This is a genomic window from Streptomyces flaveolus, from assembly GCF_044765825.1.
Lineage (GTDB): Bacteria > Actinomycetota > Actinomycetes > Streptomycetales > Streptomycetaceae > Streptomyces > Streptomyces flaveolus.
Genome location: NZ_JBIWKU010000002.1, coordinates 802,481 through 820,648, shown reverse-complemented (window position 1 = coordinate 820,648; position 18,168 = coordinate 802,481). Strand labels below are relative to the sequence as shown.

15 protein-coding genes and 1 pseudogene are annotated in these 18,168 nt (G+C 75.6%); 9 read left to right on the top strand and 7 right to left on the bottom strand.

The window, feature by feature from the left end; genetic code table 11:
* Positions 1–536: 536 nt before the first annotated feature.
* Positions 537–968 carry a hypothetical protein gene (locus ACIRG6_RS09150; RefSeq protein WP_403321747.1) on the top strand — a complete coding sequence of 144 codons (432 nt, stop codon included), beginning with the start codon at positions 537–539 and terminating at the stop codon, positions 966–968.
* A gap of 82 nt (positions 969–1,050) precedes the next feature.
* Here the strand turns inward: ACIRG6_RS09150 and ACIRG6_RS09145 are convergent, their stop codons facing one another.
* Positions 1,051–2,205 (bottom strand): trypsin-like serine protease, encoded by a 1,155-nt coding sequence (locus ACIRG6_RS09145; protein ID WP_364679473.1) that lies wholly within the window; start codon positions 2,203–2,205, stop codon positions 1,051–1,053.
* Between the two features lie 213 nt (positions 2,206–2,418).
* Here ACIRG6_RS09145 and ACIRG6_RS09140 point away from each other — a divergent pair, with 213 nt between their 5' ends.
* The 3 genes from ACIRG6_RS09140 to ACIRG6_RS09130 are packed head-to-tail and all read left to right on the top strand — an operon-like array spanning position 2,419 to position 5,424.
* Complete coding sequence (locus ACIRG6_RS09140) at positions 2,419–2,910, top strand: SRPBCC family protein (RefSeq protein WP_364679470.1); 492 nt, start codon at positions 2,419–2,421, stop codon at positions 2,908–2,910.
* Complete coding sequence (locus ACIRG6_RS09135) at positions 2,903–4,522, top strand: phytoene desaturase family protein (protein ID WP_403321744.1); 1,620 nt, start codon at positions 2,903–2,905, stop codon at positions 4,520–4,522. Before ACIRG6_RS09140 ends, ACIRG6_RS09135 begins: the two co-directional genes overlap by 8 nt.
* 29 nt (positions 4,523–4,551) lie before the next feature.
* Positions 4,552–5,424: an SDR family oxidoreductase gene (locus ACIRG6_RS09130; RefSeq protein ID WP_364679465.1), complete on the top strand. Its 873-nt coding sequence runs from the start codon at positions 4,552–4,554 to the stop codon at positions 5,422–5,424.
* Between the two features lie 28 nt (positions 5,425–5,452).
* Here ACIRG6_RS09130 and ACIRG6_RS09125 read toward each other — a convergent pair whose 3' ends face one another.
* From ACIRG6_RS09125 to ACIRG6_RS09115, 3 genes are read right to left on the bottom strand one after another with little or no spacing between them, the layout of a single operon-like run.
* A complete protein-coding gene (locus tag ACIRG6_RS09125; protein ID WP_403321741.1) occupies positions 5,453–7,006 on the bottom strand; it encodes an FAD-dependent oxidoreductase in 1,554 nt (517 codons plus the stop codon).
* Positions 7,003–7,734 carry a methyltransferase domain-containing protein gene (locus ACIRG6_RS09120; RefSeq protein WP_364679459.1) on the bottom strand — a complete coding sequence of 244 codons (732 nt, stop codon included), beginning with the start codon at positions 7,732–7,734 and terminating at the stop codon, positions 7,003–7,005. Before ACIRG6_RS09120 ends, ACIRG6_RS09125 begins: the two co-directional genes overlap by 4 nt.
* A gap of 17 nt (positions 7,735–7,751) precedes the next feature.
* Entirely contained in the window at positions 7,752–8,954 is a 1,203-nt protein-coding gene (locus ACIRG6_RS09115; RefSeq protein ID WP_403321740.1) for a lycopene cyclase family protein, read from the bottom strand.
* 458 nt (positions 8,955–9,412) lie between these two features.
* Between ACIRG6_RS09115 and crtI the strand changes: the two genes are divergently transcribed.
* The 5 genes from crtI (at position 9,413) to ACIRG6_RS09090 (ending at position 14,428) form a co-directional block, all read left to right on the top strand.
* Positions 9,413–10,915: a phytoene desaturase family protein gene (crtI, locus tag ACIRG6_RS09110; protein WP_403321738.1), complete on the top strand. Its 1,503-nt coding sequence runs from the start codon at positions 9,413–9,415 to the stop codon at positions 10,913–10,915.
* Complete coding sequence (locus ACIRG6_RS09105) at positions 10,912–11,904, top strand: phytoene/squalene synthase family protein (RefSeq protein WP_403321736.1); 993 nt, start codon at positions 10,912–10,914, stop codon at positions 11,902–11,904. Before crtI ends, ACIRG6_RS09105 begins: the two co-directional genes overlap by 4 nt.
* Positions 11,901–12,911 (top strand): DUF5914 domain-containing protein, encoded by a 1,011-nt coding sequence (locus ACIRG6_RS09100; RefSeq protein ID WP_403321734.1) that lies wholly within the window; start codon positions 11,901–11,903, stop codon positions 12,909–12,911. The genes ACIRG6_RS09105 and ACIRG6_RS09100 overlap by 4 nt, the downstream gene beginning before the upstream one ends.
* Positions 12,912–12,927: 16 nt before the next feature.
* On the top strand, positions 12,928–13,410 hold the full coding sequence (locus ACIRG6_RS09095) for an MSMEG_6728 family protein (RefSeq protein WP_403321732.1): 483 nt from the start codon (positions 12,928–12,930) through the stop codon (positions 13,408–13,410).
* A gap of 79 nt (positions 13,411–13,489) precedes the next feature.
* Positions 13,490–14,428 carry a DMT family transporter gene (locus ACIRG6_RS09090; RefSeq protein ID WP_364820584.1) on the top strand — a complete coding sequence of 313 codons (939 nt, stop codon included), beginning with the start codon at positions 13,490–13,492 and terminating at the stop codon, positions 14,426–14,428.
* Here ACIRG6_RS09090 and ACIRG6_RS09085 read toward each other — a convergent pair.
* The 3 genes and pseudogenes from ACIRG6_RS09085 to ACIRG6_RS09075 form a co-directional block, all read right to left on the bottom strand.
* Positions 14,392–15,879 (bottom strand): MFS transporter, encoded by a 1,488-nt coding sequence (locus ACIRG6_RS09085; RefSeq protein ID WP_364679494.1) that lies wholly within the window; start codon positions 15,877–15,879, stop codon positions 14,392–14,394. The two genes, ACIRG6_RS09090 and ACIRG6_RS09085, sit on opposite strands and share 37 nt — an antisense overlap.
* A gap of 294 nt (positions 15,880–16,173) precedes the next feature.
* A complete protein-coding gene (locus tag ACIRG6_RS09080; RefSeq protein WP_403321730.1) occupies positions 16,174–17,499 on the bottom strand; it encodes an alpha/beta fold hydrolase in 1,326 nt (441 codons plus the stop codon).
* A 138-nt stretch (positions 17,500–17,637) separates the two neighbouring features.
* Positions 17,638–18,113: pseudogene (locus ACIRG6_RS09075) on the bottom strand (DNA polymerase III).
* Between the last annotated feature and the right edge of the window lie 55 nt (positions 18,114–18,168).

The following is an 18,168-nucleotide window of genomic DNA, read 5'->3' as shown; positions in this document are numbered from 1 at the left end:
GGCACTCCCGGGAGCCGCCGTCCGGGGCCCCGGCGACGCTGCCGTCGCCGGGGCCGGAGCGGGCCGGCGTACTCCCCGCTCGTGGACACTCCTGACGGCTCGTCACTCACGCGCGGCCGACACCGCGGCGGCACGGTCGCCGCGATCCTCCGGGAGGGGTGCGTCGGTCGCGGTGGTGTTCCGGGAGTGTGGGCCGTCGGTCGCGATGCTGTTCCGGAGGGGTCCGCCGGTCGCGGTGGTGTTCCGGGAGTGGGCCGTCGGTCGCCGTGGTGTTCCGGAAGAGGCCCCGGTCGCCGTGGTCCTACGGAACCGGGTCCGCAGGTCGGCTCGGTCCTCCGGAACCGGGTCCGCCGGTCGCCGCGGTCCTGCGTGACGGGCCCCGCCGTACGCCCGGCCCCGCACCGCGGGCCGCGTCGGTCCGCTGCGGACAGGACCACACCCCCGGCCCGCGGACCGCCCCGTACCCCGGTGGGACAATCTGCCCGCAGGGGCGGCGCTGTGGTCGGGGCCGTCCGGGAGCGGAAGGAGCCGAGAGCATGATCGAGTGGGTCCCCCTGGGCAGCGGCGCCAGACCCGTTCCCCGGCCCGTCGCGGCTCCGCTGGTGTGGGCGGGAGCCTTCGCCGGCGCGCTCGTCCTGGTGGCGCTCCTCAACGGCACGGTGGGCGCCGGACGTCCGGGACTCGCGCTGGCCGTGCTCTCCCTCCTGGCGGCGGTGCTCGGGCTGTGCGCCCGGTTCACCGCCGCCCCGGGCACCGCCGTCCTGTGCTGGCTGTCCCTCAACGGCTTCGCGATACCGCCCGCCGGCGTGCTCACCTGGACCGGACGGCGGGACGTGCTCTGGCTCGTCTGCCTGTTCGGCGCGGCCCTCGTCGGGACCGCCCTGGCCCGGCTGGTCCACGCCCGCGCCGCCTACCGCCGGCTCACGACCCAGCCCGGCCCCGGGACGACGGCACCGGGCGACAGGTGACACGGCGGCAGGCGACGCGTACCCGCCCGGTGCGGGAGGGGTCCCGCCGGGTGCCCGGCGGGACCCCTGGTGCCGCGTTCGCTCAGGCCGTGTGCAGGGTCAGCCCGTAGCGGTTCAGGATCTCGTTGACCGGCTGGAACCAGGTCTCCCCGCCGCCGGAGCAGTTGCCCCAGCCGCCCGAGGTGACGCCCTGCGCCTGGTCGCCGCTGATGAAGGAGCCGCCCGAGTCGCCGGGCTCGGCGCAGACGCTGGTCTTCGTCATCTGGTGCACGGCGCCCTGGCTGTAGTTGACCGTCTCGTTCTTGGCCAGCACGGTGCCGCAGTGCCAGTGCGTGGTGGAACCGGAGCGGCACACCGAGGCGCCGACCGGTGCCTCGTTCGAGCCGCGCACCAGCTGGTCCGGGACGGTGCCCCAGCCGAGGACGACCGGTACCGTCCACCAGCCGCTGCCCACACTGACCCAGGCGTAGTCGTTGTCCGGGAACGAGGATCCCTGGAACGTGCCGACGTACGACCGGTCCCAGCCGCTGACGCCGGCGCCGGCCTGTCCGCAGTGCCCGGCGGTGACGAAGCCGCCGCGCACCGAGAAGCCGATGGAGCAGCGGACGTTGCCGGTGTAGTACGGGTCGCCGCCGACCGTGCCCGCCGCGAAGGTCCGCGGCGCGGACGGCACCGTCCGCACGTTCACCGGGCCTGCCGCGCGGGCCCGGGCCACGAAGCGCTGGACATCGTTGTCGGCGCGCTCGGCACCGACGACGTCGACGACCACCGTGTTGGCGGCCGGGTCGACGTGCCAGCCGCTGACGCCGGCGGGCGCGTCCAGGCGGTCGACGCGCTGCTTGGCGGCGTCGAGTTGCCGCGCGCTGTGCGTGACGGTGCGGACGTCGGCGCCGGTGGAGCGGACGGCCCGGACCGTAGCGGGGGAGGCGTCCGCGGTGACGGCCACGGTCAGCCGCCCGCGGCCGGCGTCGAACCACGAGCCGCCGAAGGCGTCCCCGGCGGCCCGGTGCGCGGCGGGGGCGAGGTCCGTGGCGTGCCGTTCGGCCGCGAGCCGGTCCTCGGCCTGGGCCCGGGTCAGGCCGAGATCCCGCTGCATGGCCTGGAGAAGACCGGCGGAGGCGGCGGGGGAGCCGGTGGGTGAGCCGGTCGCCGCGGCGGGCAGTGTGCCCGCCGCGGTCCAGCTGCCGAGGACGAGGAGGGTGGCCAGGCCACAGTTCCTGAGTCTGCTGCGTCTCACAGGGGTGCCCTTCGTCGTTCCAGCGAGGTGGGGGTGGAACAACCGCGGTCTGAGAGCGCTCTCAACGGGGTTGGTCCGAGCTTAGCCACGCCCACTTATCAGGTCCATGCCAATGCAGCGATTTTTCCGGAGCGCCACGCCGGCCCCGGTTGGCCCCTCGCGGGCGGGGCACTCAGTGCTGAGTCCTGGCCAAGTTCGGACGTGGAGGCGTGCGTGGCAGCTCGGCATCGGTTGATCAAGACGACTCCGCAGGCGGTGTGGGAGGTCCTGGCGGACGGCACCCGGTACGCGGACTGGGTCGTGGGGACGTCGTCCTCCACCCCCAAGCGGGGACAGTGGCCGCAGGTCGGCGCGGCGATCGGCTACGAGGTGTGCATCGGGCCCCTGCGCCTGCACAACGAGACGGTCGTCAGACGCTGCGAGGAGGGCACCGTGCTGGAACTCGAGGCGATCGCCGGCCCGCTCGGCACGGCGCGCATCGCCATCGAGCTCCGTCCCTGGGGCGAGCAGTGCCTGGTGATCGTGGACGAACATCCCCTGCGCGGTGCCGGCGGACTGCTGCACAACATGGGCGTCGAAGCGATGATCCAGCTCAGGCACCGGGCCATGCTCGCCCGGCTGGCCAGGCTGTGCGAGGACAGAGCCGGTGAGCAGCAGCGGCCGGACCCGGCGCCGGCGCCCGAACCGGGAGCCGGCCGTGCCTGACGCCGTCGTGATCGGCGCCGGCCCCAACGGACTGGTCGCGGCGAACCTCCTCGCGGACGCGGGCTGGAGCGTGGAGGTCCTGGAGGAGCAGCCCGAACCGGGCGGGGCCGTGCGCCACGACGGCGAGGTCGCCCCCGGCTTCGTGAACGACCTGTTCAGCTCCTTCTACCCGCTCGCCGCCGCATCCCCGGTGCTGGCCGGACTGCGGCTGCAGGAGCACGGGCTGCGCTGGGCCCACGCGCCCCACGTGCTCGCCCACCCCCTGACCGACGGCACGTGCGCGGTCCTCGACCGCGACGTGGGCACCACCGCCGCCTCCCTGGACGTCTTCGCGCCCGGGGACGGCGCCGCCTGGGAGCACCTGCACGATGTCTGGGACCGCTACCGGGCCGACATCCTGGACGCCCTGTTCACGCCCTTCCCGCCGGTGAAGGCCGCCGCCCGGCTGGCCCTGCGCCTGCGCGGCGCGGGCGGACTGCGGCTGGCCCGCACCCTGGTGCTGCCGGTGCGCCGTCTGGGCGAGGAGGAGTTCCGCGGCGAGGGCGGCAGACTGCTCCTGGCGGGCAACGCCCTGCACGCGGACCTCGCGCCCGAGGCCGCGGGCAGCGGCGGCTTCGGCTGGCTGATGTCGATGCTCGGCCAGACCTACGGCTTCCCCGTGCCGGTCGGCGGCTCCGGCGCCCTCACCGAGGCCCTGGTCCGCCGCCTGCGCTCCCTCGGCGGCACCCTGCGCTGCGGGCAGCGCGTCGACCACGTCGTCGTCCGCGACCGCCGCGCGCTGGGCGTGCGCACGGCCGGCGGGGAGACGGTCGCCGCCCGGCGCGCCGTCCTCGCGGACGTGTCCGTGCCCGCCCTGTACGGGACACTCGTCGACCCGGCGGACCTGCCCGGCCAGGTCCTCGCCGACCTCGAGCGCTTCCAGTGGGACTTCGCCACCTTCAAGGTGGACTGGGCGCTGGACGGCCCCGTGCCCTGGCAGTGCGCCCAGGCGGCGGGCGCCGGGACCGTGCATCTGTCCGACGGCCTCGACGAACTGACCCGGTTCGCCGCCCAGATCGCCATGCGCCAGGTCCCCGACCGTCCCTTCGCGCTGTTCGGCCAGATGACGACCACCGACCCCTCCCGCTCACCGGAGGGCACCGAGTCCGCGTGGGCGTACACCCACGTCCCGCAGGACGTCCGGGGCGACGCCGGCGACGAGGGGATCGGCGGGAGCTGGGACACCAAGGAGCAGGAGCTCATGGCCGACCGGGTCGAGCGCCAGGTGGAGCGCTTCGCCCCCGGCTTCCGCTCCCTGATCCGGGCCCGCCGCGTCCTGGCCCCGCCGACCCTGCAGTCGATGGACGCCAATCTCCACGGCGGTGCCATCAACGGCGGCACCACGGCCATGCACCAGCAGCTCTTCTTCCGGCCCGTACCCGGCACCGGGCGGCCGGAGACACCGGTCGCCGGCCTGTACCTGGCCTCCGCGGGAGCCCATCCGGGAGGCGGCGTGCACGGCGCGCCCGGCGCCAACGCGGCGCGGGCCGCGCTGCGTCAGCACCGGCTCGCCGGCCTCGCTCGGGTCCAGCGCGTCCTGACCCGCCGCGACCGAGCCGGTGACAAGCGATGACCGCCGGGCCACGCGCGCAGAGACGGCCGGTGACCGGCAGCCCGCTGCGCGACCGCACCGTCGTGGTGACCGGAGCCGCGCGCGGACTCGGCGCCGCACTGGCCCTGGAGTGCGCCCGCCGGGGCGCCCGGCTCGCGCTGCTCGGCCACGAGAAGCCCCGGCTGGACGCCGTGGCGGCGGCCCTGCCGGCCCCGGCGCTCGCTCTGGAGGTCGACGTCACCGACGCCGCCGCGCTGGACACCGCGGCGCACGAGGTGCGGGCGCGCCTCGGACCGCCGTCGGTCGTGGTGGCGAACGCCGGCATCGCCGAGGGCGGGCCGTTCGCCGGGTCCGACCCGGCAGAATGGCGCCGCGTCATCGACGTGAACCTGACGGGCAGCGCCCAGACCGCGCGCGCCTTCCTGCCCGACCTGTTCCGGACGTCCGGGTACAACCTCCAGATCGCCTCGACCGCGTCGCTCGGCGCCGCCCCCATGATGAGCGCCTACTGCGCCTCCAAGGCGGGTGTGGAGGCCTTCACCCACGCCCTGCGCGCCGAGGTGGCGCACCACGGGGTCGCCGTGGGCATCGCCTACCTCAACTGGATCGACACCGACATGATCCGTGACGCGGACCGGTACGCCGTGCTGCGCGAGCTGCGCGCCCATATGCCGGCCCCGGCCCGGCGCACCTACCCGGCCGAGTTCGTCGCCGCCCGGCTGGTACGCGCCGTGGAACGCCGCAGCACGTCCGTGTACGTGCCCGGATGGCTGCGGCTGGCGCAACTGGCGCGCCCCGCCCTGCCGTCCGCGGTGATGCGGGTGTCCCGCCGTGAACTGCCCGGGCTGGAGGCCGCGGGCGACATGACCGCCACCGGCCCGCTCGGCGCGGGCGGACGGGCCGACCGCCCGGCGGGGCAGTAGCGCCGGCGCGGGACCCGCGCCGGGCAGGTCAGCGCGGCGCGTACCGCCGCGCCAGCGCGCGCAGCGGGGCGGACCGTCCGCGGTCCGGGACCGTCCACAGCGGCTCGCCGCGCACCCCCCACCGCTCCAGCAGGGCGTTGGCCGCCAGCATCCCGGACGTGGCGGCGCGCTCCATCAGTGCCACGGGCAGGTCCGTACGGACCAGGTCCCCGGCGACCACCAGCGACGGGTCGGGCGTGCGGACCGTCGGACGGTCGCCGTGGCCGCCGACCGTGAACAGGGGGCAGTCCGCCCGCCACTCGTGCCGCGCGGCGACGACGCGGGCCTCCCGTGTCTCCGGGTAGACCCGGTGCAACTGGCCGACGAGGCGTTTCTCCTCGACGTCCCGGACCGCCGTCGACGACAGCGCGTAGGCGTGGAGTTCGACCACCGACCCGCCCGTGCGGGCCGCCCAGCGGGCCGCCTCGCCCTCCCAGCGGGACAGCACGCTGACGTTGTCCAGCGAGCCGAAGCCGCTGGTGCCGAGGAAGCCGGGACGGCCGGCCGCGACGGGGCGGTCCAGCCACAGCCGGGACACCAGGAACGGCGGCGCCGTCCGCAGCCGGGCCACCCTCTCGCGCCAGGCGGCGTCCCCCAGCCCGGGCGACCGCCCCACCACCGCCCGCAGACCGTCGGTGTCCAGCGCCAGCACGACGGCGTCGTACGCCCGGGCACCGGCGCCGTCGGTGACCAGGTGTCCGCCGGACGGTCCGGGGTGGACGGCGTCGACGGGCGCGGCGGTCCGCAGCTCGGCCCCGTGGCGGGTCAGATGCGCGGCGAGGGGGTCCCACAGCGCCTGCGGGAAGGGCTCGCGGGGCACGTCGAACAGCAGGCCCTCGCCGGAGCCGAGAAAGTAGATGTGGAACATCAGGGCCATCTCGGCGGCCGACAGCCGCCGAGGGTCCGCGAAGAAGCTGCGGGAGAACACCTCGAAGGCCAGATGCCGCGCGGCGGCCGGGAAGCGCAGGCTGTCCAGGAAGTCATGGGCGCTGACGTGGTCCAGCTCCTCGTACACGCGGCGGGTGCGCACGTCGAGCAGGGGCAGGGCGGCGGCGGGCCGCAGGGCGAGCAGATCGCGCGGCCGGAAGCTCGGGCTGAGGAGGGCGAAGCCGAGGGCGTTCCACGGGGGAGTGCGCGGCACGCGGCGGAAGCCGTCGCGCAGTCCGCTGCTGTGCAGCAGTGGATAGTCGGGCAGCCCGGTCAGCATGCCCAGCGCGGGATCGGTCCGGCGCAGCAGGGCCCGCAGATTGTAGTACTGGCGGAAGAACGCGTGGAAGCCCCGGCTCATCGTCGCGGGCGTCCCGTCGGGCAGGGCGACGGGCCACCCGGACACCCGCCCGCCGAGCACCGGTTCGCGTTCGTGGAGCACCACGCGCGCCCCCCGTTCGGCGAGCACGGTCGCCGCCGCGAGGCCCGCGACGCCGCCGCCGATCACCGCCACGGACGGCGGACCACCGGCGATCCGGTCCCGGCCCGGCCGGGGCGCGAGGAGCCGGGCGTGCCGGTCCCGCCCCGGAACCCGGGCGCCGTCGCGCCGGCTCACCGCACGGCGCCCGTCTCCTCGGCGGCACGCCGGCCGAGGAAGGTGTGGGCGATGCCCGTCTGCCACCCGGGCAGCGGCAGCACCCTGACCCGCTCGAAGCCGGCCCGGGCCAGCCGGGCGACGAAGCCCGGCGCGGTGTCGAACTCGGCGACGCTGCGCCGCAGATGCCGGTACAGGGCGCGGTCGCCGGTGGCCGTGCCCAGCGGCACGATGACGCCCCGGCACACCGCGGACCACACCAGGCGGTCGGTGCGGCGCCCGCTGAGCGCGTACTCGTGCACCGCCAGCCCGCCGCCCGGCACGAGCAGCCGGTGCACCGACCGCAGGACGGCGTCGGGGTCGGCCAGGTTGCGGAAGAGGTAGGCGGCGAAGACCGCGTCGAACAGGCCGCTCACCCCGGCCGAGTGGAGCTCCTCGGCCGGGGCGTGGACGAAACGCACCCGCGCGGGCCACGGCTTGGCCCGCGCCGCGCGCAGCATGCCCAGCGAGGCGTCGACCCCGGTGATCTCGGCGGAGGGGAACGCCGCGGCCAGCGCCGCCGTCGACGCGCCCGTACCGCACCCCAGGTCGAGCACCCGGCGCCCGGCGCCGCCGTCCGCGAGGGCCAGCCGCCGGGCGGAGCGGCGCAACTGGGCGTGGTATCCGGGGTTCAGCGCGACCAGCCGGTCGTAGCGCCCGGCGCCCCGGTCGAAGGCGGCGGCCAGCGCGGCATCGCGCAGCAGGGACATCGATGGCTCCCGAGGGGTCAGCGGGCGGTGGTGTGGCGGCGGGGCAGCCACGGCAGTTCGGCCGCCGTGCGCAGCATCGGCAGGACGGGGGTGCGCACGCCGACCGCGAGGTCCTCGTGGAGCCGGGTCCGTCCGTCGAGGAAGCGCAGCAGCCGCCGGGCGGGCACCCGGTCGAACAGCCGGAAGAACAGGTCGGGGCCGTCGACCCGGCCGGTGTCCAGCGCGCGCAGCAGCACCGCGTCCATCAGCCGCGCCCGGGCCGGGTACGGGGCCGGCGGAACCGGGCTGCGGCCCGCGAGGACGGCGTGGGCGACGGCCTCCGCCTGGCGCTGCACGGCGGCGAACGTGTAGCCGGTGGAGGCCCGTGTCGCCCCGCCCGCCGTCCCGATCCGGAAGACGGTGCCGGAGCCCCCGGCCTGCCGCTCGAACAGCGCGTCGGTCATCGGGATCACCCCCTGCTCCGTCGACAGGACCTCCGCGGCGCCGGTGCGCAGGACGCGGCGCGTGTAGTCATCGAGGGCACTGTCGTACTGCTCCCGCGTCAGCGGCTCGGGTCCGAACTCCGTGTACTCGACCAGCGCGGTGCGCCGGCCGGTCGGCAGGACGTAGCCGAAGGACAGGCCGCGCGCCGGCTGCCGGGTGCGGAAGTCCATCAGATCGACCACCGACGGGTCGAAGACCGGCCGTTCGGTGCGGACGAACCAGCCGCGGAAGTGCTGGAGGAGACGGGTGCGGGCGGCGCCCGGGCGGCCGGGCGGGCGGGAGTCGAAGACGCAGCGGCAGCACAGCGAGACGTGCGCGCCGGCGGCGTCCGTGGCCGACAGCCGCGCGGTGCCGTCCGGCAGGGCGGTCACCGTGTCGACCGTGGCCTCCAGCCGCCGCAGCCCCGGCCGGTCCTTCAGATCGCGGTCCACCAGCGCCTCGAAGTCGTCCGAGCGGATCATCTTGTAGCGCGCGGGCGCGATGTGGCGCCGGACGGCCGCCCCGTCCCGGCTGCGCACCCGCAGCCACTCCCACGACGCCGTCACCGCCGGGTCGAAACGGCCCGGGCCCGTCTCCCAGAAGCACCAGGTGCGCCGCGGCGGCCGCAGCGCACCGGCGGGCGGCTCGATCAGGACGACGGAAGGGGCCGGACGGCGGGAGGTGCCCGCCGGCAGCCGGTGGGCCAGGGAGAGGCCCGCGGCCCCGGCACCGACCACGACGATGTCCGCGTCGACCACGGTGCGCCTCCTCCTTCCCGCCCGTCCGGTCGCCGTTCCGGCCGACGGCGCACGACGACCCGCACGGCCCGGACGGCGAGCGCGCGACGGCTCGGCTCCGGCGGAGTATTCCCCTCCCGCACCGCCCGCTGCCGCACGGCGCGCTGGACGACCCCCCGGCGGGCGCCCACCGGGGGCCCGGGTACCCGCCGGGCGGGTGACTGCCGGGCGTGAACGCGCCCGGCCGGCGTCGGGCCGCGGGCAAAGGGGGAAAGGCTGACGCCGACCCACTCCGCGGGCCGGGGCCGGACGGTGCATCCGTGGCGCGCGCCCGGCCGAAGCGGGCACGGCAACCGGTGAACCCCGCGCGGCACACCACCGCGGTCGACGACGAGAGGACCCGCGATGCCCCCCAGCAGCACGGCCGGCGACGGCAGGGACCGGCCGGGGCACCGGCCGCACGCGGGGGAGGACCCGCGATGACGCGCACGGTGCCCGGCCGCACCGGCCACGTGGTGGTCGTCGGGGCGGGACTCGCGGGCCTGTCCGCCGCCCTGCACCTGCTGGGCGCGGGACGGCGGGTGACGGTCGTGGAACGCGACCCGCAGCCCGGCGGCCGAGCCGGACGGCGCCAACTCGGCGGCTACCACCTCGACACCGGCCCGACCGTCCTCACCATGCCCCACCTGGCCGACGAGGCGTTCGCGGCCGTCGGCGAGCGGCTGCGCGACCACGTGGAACTCCTGCCCCTCCACCCCGCCTACCGGGCGTGCTTCGCCGACGGCGGCACCCTGGACGTCCACACCGACGCCGCCGCGATGGAGGCGGAGGTGGAACGGTTCGCCGGACCCCGCGAGGCGGCCGGGTACCGGCGGCTGCGCACCTGGCTCCAGCGGCTGTACGCCGTGCAGATGCGCCGGTTCATCGACGCCAACTTCGACTCGCCGCTCGGCCTGCTCACCCCCGACCTGGCCCGGCTCGCCGCCCTCGGCGGATTCGGCCGGCTGGACGCGCGCATCGGCCGCTTCCTCACGGACGAACGCCTCAAGCGGGTCTTCTCCTTCCAGGCCCTGTACGCCGGTGTCGCACCGGCCCGCGCCCTGGCCGCGTACGCCGTCATCGCCTACATGGACACCGTGGCCGGCGTGTACTTCCCGCGCGGCGGCATGCACGCCCTGCCCCGCGCCATGGCCGCCGCTGCCGCCGGCGCCGGGGCCGACCTGCGCCTCGGACGGGACGTCACCCGCCTGGAACGGTCCGGGAACCGCGTCACCGCGGTCGTCACCGCCCACGAGCGCATCCCCTGCGACGCCGTCGTCCTCACCCCCGACCTGCCCGTCGTCCACCGGTTGCTGGGCCGCCGCCCGCGCCGTGCGCTGCGGCTGCGCCACGCGCCGTCCGCCGTCGTCCTGCACGCCGGCACCACCCGCACCTGGCCGCACCTCGCCCACCACACGCTGTCCTTCGGCGCCGCGTGGCGGCGGACCTTCGACGAACTGACCCGGACCGGCACCCTGATGACCGACCCGTCCCTGCTGATCACCCGGCCCACCGCGGGCGACCCCGGCCTCGCCCCCGAGGGACGCCACCTGCACTACGTCCTCGCCCCCTGCCCCAACACCGACATCGGGCCGGGCGCCGAGGCCTGGAGCGACCTCGCGCCCCGCTACCGCGACCGTCTGCTCGCCACCCTCGACCGCCGGGGACTGACCGGGATCGCCGCCGCCGTGGAGGCGGAGTGCCTGGTGACGCCGGCCGACTGGGCCGCCCAGGGCCATGCCGCGGGCACACCCTTCTCCGTCGCCCACACCTTCGCCCAGACCGGGCCCTTCCGGCCCCGCAACCTGGTGCGCGGCACGGACAACGCGGTCCTCGCCGGCTGCGGCACCACCCCGGGCGTCGGGGTGCCGACGGTGCTGATCTCGGGAAAGCTGGCCGCCGCCCGCATCACCGGCACGGCCCCGAAGGGCGGACGCCGGTGACCCGCCGCGAACTGGACGCCGCCGGCATCACCGACCCCGTGCTGCGCGCCGCCTACGCCCGCTGCCGCCGCCTCAACGCCCGCCACGGACGCACCTACTTCCTGGCGACCCGCCTCCTGCCCGCCGACCGCAGACCGGCCGTGCACGCCCTGTACGGCTTCGCGCGGTGGGCCGACGACATCGTCGACGACATGGGAGCCGGCGCGGCACCCGCCGAGCGCGCCGCCGCGCTGAACCGCCTCGAGGAACGCCTGCGGCACGCGCTGACCGGCGGCCGGCCCGACGGGGAGCCCGTCGCCCTCGCCGTCGCCGACACCGCAGCCCGATACGCCATCGACCCCGGTCACTTCACCGCCTTCCTGGCCTCCATGCGCAGCGACCTCACGGTCACCGACTACGCCACGTACGACGACCTGCGCGCCTACATGCACGGCTCGGCCGCGGTCATCGGCCTGCAGATGCTGCCGGTCCTCGGTACCGTCAGGCCCCGCGCCGAGGCCGCCCCGCACGCCGCCGCGCTGGGCGTCGCCTTCCAGTTGACGAACTTCCTGCGGGACGTCGGCGAGGACCTGGACCGCGGCCGGATCTACCTCCCCGCGGACCTGCTGGCCGCGCACGGCGTGGAGCGGTCCCTGCTGCGCTGGAGCCGGCGCACCGGCCGCCACGACCGGCGCATCACCGCCGCACTGCGGGCGGCCGAGGACCTCACCCGGGCCGTCTACCGCGAGGCCGCGCCGGGCATCGCGATGCTGGACCCCGTCTCCCGGCCCTGCATCCGCACCGCGTACGTGCTCTACCGGAACATCCTCGACGCCGTCGCGGACGGCGGCTACGCGGTACTGCACCGGCGCGCGGTGGTGTCCCGCGGACGGCGCGCGGCCGTCGCGGCGGACGGGCTCACCCGGGTGCTGGCCGCGCGGCTCAGGGCCCGGGGCACGCCCGCCTCACGTCCCCCGACGGTGCCCCGCGAGACCGAGGAGGCCCGATGAACCAGGACCACCGGCCCCGCCGGGGCCGGTACCCCCTGCGGCTGCGCCGCCGCCCCGTCCCCTGGCAGCGGCAGCGCCCCACCTGGCGCGAGGCCCGGCCGGCCGTCATCGCCGGGGCCCTCGAACGCGCCCTGGCGCGTCCCTCGGGCAACTGGTACGTCGTCGGCGCCGCCACCGACGTACACCCCGCCCGCCCGCTGGCCGCGACGGTCGCCGGGCTGGAGGTCGTCGTCTGGCGGGACGCGCACGGACGCCTGGTCGCGGGCCCCGGCGCCTGCCCGCACCTCGGCGCCCCGCTGGCCGACAGCCCGGTGCGGTGCGGCACGCTCGTGTGCCACTGGCACGGACTCGCCCTGGACGGCACCCCGTTCGCCGGCTGGGAACCCCTGCCGGTCCACGACGACGGCGTCCTGGTGTGGGTGCGGCTGGACGGCATGGGGGAGGAGCCACCGGCCCCGGCCCCGGTCGTGCCCGCCAGGCCGGACCCGGCGGCGTCGCTGACGTCCGTCTGGCGCGGCACCGGCGTCTGCGAGCCTGAGGACGTCGTCGCCAACCGGCTCGACCCGTGGCACGGCGCCTGGTTCCACCCGTACTCCTTCGTGGACCTCACCGTCGTACGGCCCCCGGACGGCACCGGCGCCGACGACCGCTTCGTGGTCGACGTCTCCTTCCGGCTCACCGGCCGGCTCGTCGTCCCCGTACGGGCCGAGTTCACCGCGCCCGAACCGCGCACCGTGGTCATGCGCATCACCGACGGCGAGGGCACCGGGTCCGTCGTGGAGAGCCACGCCACGCCGCTCGGCCCCGACGACCGCGGCAGGCCGCGCACGACGGTGACCGAAGCGCTGCTGGCCACCTCGGACCGGCCCGGCTTCCCCGTGGCCCGCCGCCTGGCACCGGTCCTGCGCCCGCTGATGCGGGCCGCCGCGGGCCGCCTGTGGCGCGACGACCTCGCCTACGCCGAACGGCGCCGGGACCTGCGCCGTCGCGGCCTGTTCCCCGGCTGACCGGAGGAGGACCGTCATGCAGACCTTCCTGCCCCACCCCGGCTTCCGGGAGTCGGCGCTCACCCTGGACCGCCGCCGGCTGGGCAAACAGCGGGTCGAGGCCCTCCAGGTGCTGCGCGGCCTGACCGTGCCCGGCTACGGCTGGCGCCGGCACCCGGCGGTGCGGATGTGGACCGGCTACGAGGAGGCCCTCGTCCGCTACGGACTGGAGATCTGCCGCGTCTGGCGGGAGCAGGGACACCAGGACGGCTGCGCCGCCCAGCTCGTCGCCGGACTCGCCGCCTCCCGTCCCGGCACCGCGGTGCGCGACCAGCCCGAGCTGGCCGCCGCCGGGGAACTGCCGCCCTGGCTCGGCGACGACGCCTTCCACCGCAGTCACCGATCGGCACTCGTGCGCAAGGACCCGGACGTCTACGCCGGACTGTTCCCGGGCGTCCCGGACGACCTGCCCTACGTGTGGCCGGCCTCGGACCGCGAGCCGGGGGAAGGGGGAACGTAGTCCCCGCGCGGATTGGTCCCCGATGGCGCCCGGGAAGTGGACCTCATGGCGGACCGCCCCGCTTCCTAACGTCGTGGCCATGAACGCCACCACCACGCGCGGGGCCCTGCTCGCCGCGCTCGCCTGTGTCCTCGTCGGAGGCTCCTTCACCGCCAACAGCCTGCTCGGCGACTATCCGTACGCGGGCGGCCAGTTCCTGCGCTACGGCCTGGCCTTCCTGCTGCTCCTCCCGCTCGCCGGCCCGGGGGCCACGGCCCGGCTGCGCACGCTCGGGGCCGGCCGGTGGCTCCGGCTCGCGTTGCTGGCCGCCGTCGGCATGGTCGGTTTCAACCTGGCCGTCCTCGCCGCCGAACGCACCGCCGAACCGGCGGTCCCCGGTGTCTTCGTCGGCTGCGCCCCCGTGCTGGTGGCCGTGCTGGTCCCCCTCCTGGACGGGCGCAGGCCGCAACGCGCCGTGCTGTACGGGGCGTCGTTCGTGGCCGTCGGGGCGTTCACGGTCCAGGGCTGGGGCCGCACCGACGGCGCGGGCCTCGCCTTCTCCGTGTGCGCCCTGGCCGGCGAGGTCGGGTTCGCGGTGCTCGCCGTGCCCGTCCTGCGTCCCCTGGGACCGCGGCTGCTGTCCACGGTGGTGTCCGGGATCGCCGCCGTCGAGTCCGCGATCGCCGGCGTGCTGCTCGACGGCGCGGGGTGGCTGCGGCGGCCGGACGCGGTGGAGACCGGTGCGCTGCTGTGGCAGGCGGCGGTGGTCACCGTCGTCGGGTTCGTGTGCTGGTACATGGGCATGCAGCGCATCGGGGCCGAGCGCGCCACCCTGTTCTCCGGTCTGATCCCGGTCGCCGCCGCCTGCACGGCCCCGCTCGTCGGCACGGGCTCCTACGGTGCCGCGCAGGCAGCGGGCAGCGCCCTCGTCTTCGCCGGAGTGGCGGTGGGCTCGGGGGCCCTGGCCGCCCGGTCTCCCCGGCGCGGCGGCCCCGGGACGGGTCACCGGCTGGCGGAGCGCCCCTTGGAGAAGCTGTAGAGGTCCTGGGACGTGCTGATCAGCTCCCGTCGTTCGCTGCGTGAGCCGACCATGGGCTGCGATCCGTGCAGCGGCACCTGGGCGCTCTCCGGCAGGAACTTCACCGTCACCAGGCCGATGGCGCCGGCCACCATCAGGTAGTAGGCGGGCATGAGGTCGTCGCCGGTGATGCTGACCAGTGCCTCGGTGACCAGGGGCGTGGTGCCGCCGAAGGCGGCGACGGCGAAGTTGAAGCCGATGCCCATGGCCGCGTAGCGGACGGCGGTCGGGAACAGGGCGGGCAGGGTGGCCGCGCTCGGCGCGGCGAAGCAGGCCAGCAGCGTGGACAGGATCAGGACCCCGAGGACGGGCGCCGCGGTGCCGTCCGACTTGAGCAGCAGGAACGCCGGCACGGCGAGGACGATCATCGCGGCGGCCCCGACGGCGTAGAGGGGGCGCCGGCCGACATGGTCGCTGAGCCGGCCGAGGAAGGTGATCAGGACGACGATCCACAGCATGCCGATCAGCACCAGCACGTCGGCAAAACCGCTGGAGCGGTCCAGGGTCTCGGTCTGGTACGTCGGCAGGTAGCCGGTGACCATGTAGTTGGTGACGTTGTAGAGCAGCACGATGCCCATGCACAGGAGCAGCGGGCGCCAGTGGTCCTTGACGATGGTCTTGAACTCGCTGCCCGCCGACTCCTGGGCGAGGCTCTTCTCGTGCTCGTCGAGCTGCTGCTGGAAGGCGGGGGACTCCTCCAGCTTGAGCCGCATGTAGAGGCCGATGACACCGAGCGGACCGGCGATCAGGAAGGGCAGCCGCCAGCCCCAGGAGAGCATCTGGGCGTCGGTCAGCCACAGGTTCAGGCCGGTGACCAGCGCCGATCCCAGGGCATAGCCGACGAAGGTGCCGAAGTCGAGCCAGCTGGAGAGGAAGCCGCGCCGCCGGTCGGGTGAGTACTCGGCGACGAAGGTGGTGGCCCCGCCGTACTCACCGCCGGTGGAGAAGCCCTGGACCATCCGGGCGAGCAGCAGCAGGATCGGGGCGGCGATGCCGATGGTGGCGAAACTGGGGATCAGGCCGATGGAGAAGGTGCCGACCGCCATCATGATCATGGTGGTGGCGAGCACCTTCTGCCGCCCGAGCCGGTCCCCGAGGGGACCGAAGACGAGACCGCCGAGCGGACGCACCACGAAGGCCGCGGCGAAGGTGGCGAACGACGAGATGACCTGGGCGGCCGGGGAGGCGCCGGGGAAGAACACCTTGCCGATGGTGGCGGCCAGGTAGCTGTACACACCGAAGTCGAACCACTCCATGCAGTTGCCCAGGGCCGACGCGCCGACCGCGCGTTTGAGCAGGGGTTTCTCGACGACCTGCACGTCCTCCTCGCGGAAGGCCCGCTTGTTGCGGCGGAGCCGGCGGGCCAGCTCCTCACGCACCTGGTGCGGCAGTGCCGCGACCGTGCTCGGCATCTTCACCCGGCCGAGGGGGCCGGACGGGCCGTCAGGCTTCGCGTCCGTCACGCTGCTGCCTTTCTGTTGCTTCACCACGTTTCGCCTGAGCGAATTCTGCGCCGCAATGATCGTCCGGCGCACGTCAGAGCTGCTGCCCATGTTCGCGCGGGTCACACCGGCGACCGGGTGAGTCCGGGTGGCCCGGTCCCATGACGGTGCCCGATCCGTTTGCGGATTCGAACTCTCGGGCGAACGTGCGCGCGCACCCCGGCGGCCGGTCGCCGGGGTGCGCGCGTGTCGGTGCGGGGACGCTCAGGGCTGTGCGGGCACGGTCCAGCAGTTGGAGCCGGCCGGCTTGCCGTCCAGCCGGTCGGTGAGCCACGAGATGGCGGTGCCCTGGTCGGTGAGCAGCGGCGCGGCGTGGTTCAGCAGGCCGCTGCCGACGCCGGGGAGCAGGACCGGCGCGTAGGTGACCTGGCCGCCCCTGCGGCACCAGTCGACGGCCAGCTGACGTGCCTGCCCGTGCGGGACGAGGTCGTCGCCGACGCCCGTGGCGACGCGCACCGGTCCGCTCGGCTTCGAGGTGCCGATGCGCTGCTTGTCGAGGAACGCCTGGAGCGCGGGCTCGGCCCGGACGATGTCACCGAGCGACTGGCCGGTCTTCGTCCAGGACGTGCTCTCGTCGCCGCCGTAGGAGAAGAGCGCGTCGCCGATGCACATGGTGGACAGGTCCTCCAGCGCCTTCTCGCCCGCGGCGTTGACGTACCGGTCGGCGATGGGCCGCAGGGCCGGTTCGCTCTGGAGGAAGCCGTTGAGCGACCAGCCCAGCGCGCCCGCGAGGTCGCTGCCGTCGATCGCCTCGGTCACCTTCGCCAGGTCGGCGGGCGGTGCGCCCGCGTAGGTGCCGGCCAGCACGACGTCAGGCGCGTAGGACGGCTGCAGTTCGGCCGCGGCGGCCGTCGCCCCGCCGCCCTGGCTGTAGCCGAACAGTCCCACGCGCGAGTCGGCGGTGATGGACGCCGAGTCCAGGGCGCGTGCGGCGCGTACGGCGTCCAGTACCGCATGGGCCTCGTCCACGCGGTTGACGTAGGTGTGCAGCCGGTCGGTGGTGCCGAGGCCCGGGTAGTCCGTGACGACGACCGCGACGCCGCGCGCGAGGAGGCGGTAGACCGACAGGTCCTCGTACCCGACCGAGACCGTTTCGCCGTTCAGCCGCAGCGGGTGCTCCAGGCCCATCGACGCGGCGCACTGGTCGCCCTGGCCCATGGTGCCGGGGGCGACCACGACCAGCGGGCGCGGCCCGTCGCCGCGCCGGCGGGCCGTCGGCTCGATGTAGGCGCCGGTGACGGCGACCGGTTCACCGTTCGCGTCCGTGGACTTGTACATCAGACGGGTCGCCCGTCCCGGCAGGGGGCCGCCGATGCTGGGCAGGCTCAGCGCGAGGCGGAGCGGTTCGCTGCGGATCAGGGTGCCGTCGGCTTCGGGCAGCGAGGAGGGCGGGGTGTAGAAGGCGGGAATCTCGACGCCGCGGGACACCACCGGGGCGGGAGCGTCGGTGGCGGCGGCCGGGACGGCCTGGGCGCCGAGCGCGAGAGCCGCGGCGACGGCCGCGGCCAGCATGCGTGGGCGTGAGGGCATGGCGAACCTCCTGGGGAAGGACCGGGCCGGTCGTCCGCCGGTCCGGTGGGTGAGGGGCCGTAGTCGCGCTGCTCCTATGGGGTGCCGGGACCGTAACCGACCAGGGGTTACCGCGGGTAGCGGCCGACTGGTTACGGTTCAGTAACTTGACGCTTCGTCCCACAACGCGATGTTCCAGGAGCCGTCCACGCCCCGGTGGTGACGCCCCTCCGGGGGCAGCCCGGCGATCGCCGGCGCCTGCGCCGTGCCGGGCCTCCCGCGCGGCCCGCGGTTCTCGGTGAAGACCGCCTCGGCGTCGGTGTGGGTGCGCTCGGCGGGATGGCGGAAGGGGTGGGCCGGCCGCTCCGCCGCGCACCGGCGGACGCACTGGTGCCGGTCGTGGTCGCCCCAGCTCGCCCAGGGCCGGATGCCTGCGCCGCACTCCCGCACCAGCGTGTCGCAGGCCTCGGCGAAGCTCACGCCGGTGTCGGTCTCGGCCTGGGTGAGGCCGGTGAGTCCGGTGTGCAACGCGCTGCGCGGGAGCGGGTGGGCCCCACCGGAATCCGGTGCCGGGCCACCCGCTCCCCGGCGTCGAGGTCGACCACGGCGAGCCCGATCTCGATGATCTCGCTCACCGCGCCGGGCGGCGGGTGCCTCTCCCAGCCTCCACGTCGGTGACGTTCAGCAGAC

What these genes read in the sequence shown, in the direction of transcription:
- ACIRG6_RS09150 (WP_403321747.1), top strand. Translation starts at nt 537, where the DNA reads ATGATCGAGTGGGTCCCCCTGGGCAGCGGCGCCAGACCCGTTCCCCGG.
- ACIRG6_RS09120 (WP_364679459.1), bottom strand. Translation starts at nt 7,734, where the DNA reads ATGTCCCTGCTGCGCGATGCCGCGCTGGCCGCCGCCTTCGACCGGGGC.
- crtI (WP_403321738.1), top strand. Translation starts at nt 9,413, where the DNA reads ATGACGCGCACGGTGCCCGGCCGCACCGGCCACGTGGTGGTCGTCGGG.
- ACIRG6_RS09100 (WP_403321734.1), top strand. Translation starts at nt 11,901, where the DNA reads ATGAACCAGGACCACCGGCCCCGCCGGGGCCGGTACCCCCTGCGGCTG.
- ACIRG6_RS09095 (WP_403321732.1), top strand. Translation starts at nt 12,928, where the DNA reads ATGCAGACCTTCCTGCCCCACCCCGGCTTCCGGGAGTCGGCGCTCACC.
- ACIRG6_RS09090 (WP_364820584.1), top strand. Translation starts at nt 13,490, where the DNA reads ATGAACGCCACCACCACGCGCGGGGCCCTGCTCGCCGCGCTCGCCTGT.
- ACIRG6_RS09085 (WP_364679494.1), bottom strand. Translation starts at nt 15,879, where the DNA reads ATGCCGAGCACGGTCGCGGCACTGCCGCACCAGGTGCGTGAGGAGCTG.
- ACIRG6_RS09080 (WP_403321730.1), bottom strand. Translation starts at nt 17,499, where the DNA reads ATGCCCTCACGCCCACGCATGCTGGCCGCGGCCGTCGCCGCGGCTCTC.